Source organism: Mesorhizobium sp. M2A.F.Ca.ET.067.02.1.1 (genome assembly GCF_004023285.1).
GTDB lineage: Bacteria > Pseudomonadota > Alphaproteobacteria > Rhizobiales > Rhizobiaceae > Mesorhizobium.
On sequence record NZ_RZSB01001071.1, the window covers coordinates 1 to 1,469 of the forward strand.

The window sequence follows — 1,469 nt, forward strand, 5'->3', positions numbered from 1 at the left end:
CGCATGGCGTTGCCGATTTCCTTCGAGGCGGCGTTGCGGCGCTCCTGCTTGACCTGCAATTCGCTGAGATGCGAGCGCCGCGCCTCGTCCTTCGCAATCAGATCGTCGACCATGGACTGCGCCTCGTCAGCCGACCACGAGCGCTTCACCAGCGCCTCGACAAGGGCCTTCGGGTTGTCGCGAATCCATTTGATATCAAGCATGGTCGATCCTCAGAAGTAAGGACCGAGGGCGTAAACCGCATCGGCTATCGATGCAAGACGGCGGATAGGCGCGCCGCCTCGATTTCCCTGCCTTGCCGCCGCTCAGGTGGACGGCGCGTCCGGCGTCTTGTCGCCCGCGACAGAGCTGTCCGCATTCGCCTGCTCGCGCGCCAGCCGGTCCCGTGCCTGGGCGCGCTCGATCACGCGCGATGACCAGATGGCGACCTCGTAGAGAATGATCGTCGGGATGGCGAGGCCGCACTGGCTCATCGGATCGGGCGGCGTCAGCACCGCTGCGACCACGAAGGAAAGGACGATTGCCCATTTGCGCTTCTCGGCCAGCGCCTGCGACGACAACAGGCCGACGCGCGTCAAAAGGCTGGTCACCACCGGCAGCTGGAACACCAAGCCGAAGGAGAAGATCAGCGTCATGATCAGGCTGAGATATTCCGAAACCTTCGGCAGCAGCGAAATCTGCACCTGGTCGTTGGTGCCGACCTGCTGCATGGCCAGGAAGAACCACATCACCATCGGGGTGAAGAAGAAATAGACCAGCGAGGCGCCCATCAGGAACAAGATCGGCGACGCGATCAGGAACGGCAGGAAGGCGCTGCGCTCATTCTTGTAGAGGCCCGGCGCGATGAACTTGTAGATCTGCGTGGCGATCAGCGGGAAGGCGATCACCATGCCGCCGAACATGGCAAGCTTCACCTGGGTGAAGAAGAACTCCTGCGGCGCGGTATAGATCAGCTCGACCTTGTGCGGGTCGAGGCCTGCCCATTGCGTTGCCCATTTGAAGGGGATGACCAACAGGTTGAACAGGCGCTTGGCGAAAAAGAAGCAGACGAGGAAGGCGACGAAGAAGCCGCCCAGCGACCAGATCAGGCGGCGGCGCAACTCGATGAGATGCTCGATCAGCGGCGCCGACGATTTCTCGATTTCTTCCCGCTCCTTGTCCGATACGCTCACTTGGCGGCTCCCGCCGTCTTCTTGGTGTCAGCCGTCTTCTTGGAGGCAGGCTTCCTGGCCGCGGCAGGCTTTGCCTCAGCCTTGGGCGCGGCCTTTGCGGCAGCCGTTGCGGCTTTGGCCGGCGCCGAGGATTTGGCCAGCGCCTTTGCAGCCGATGCCTTCGATGCCGCTGCCGTTTTCGCCACAGCGTCGGCCGTCTTGGCCTTAGTCACCGCAGTCTTTTTCGCCGGTTTGGGCGCCACAGGCGCATCCGAAACCGAGGCGGTGACCGAGGCGTCCGTCATGGCCGGGAAGGTC

General features: G+C 62.9%; 2 protein-coding genes and 1 pseudogene. All 3 read right to left on the reverse strand.

What is annotated here, in order from left to right; genetic code table 11:
• Nucleotides 1-203: pseudogene (locus EOA28_RS35510) on the reverse strand (serine--tRNA ligase); the annotation flags it as partial.
• A 102-nt stretch (nucleotides 204-305) separates the two neighbouring features.
• Nucleotides 306-1,172 carry a twin-arginine translocase subunit TatC gene (gene tatC, locus EOA28_RS35515; RefSeq protein WP_127252318.1) on the reverse strand — a complete coding sequence of 289 codons (867 nt, stop codon included), beginning with the start codon at nucleotides 1,170-1,172 and terminating at the stop codon, nucleotides 306-308.
• On the reverse strand, nucleotides 1,169-1,469 hold a 301-nt coding region (locus EOA28_RS39295; RefSeq protein ID WP_189342376.1), incomplete at its 5' end, for a hypothetical protein. The genes EOA28_RS39295 and tatC, both read right to left, overlap by 4 nt.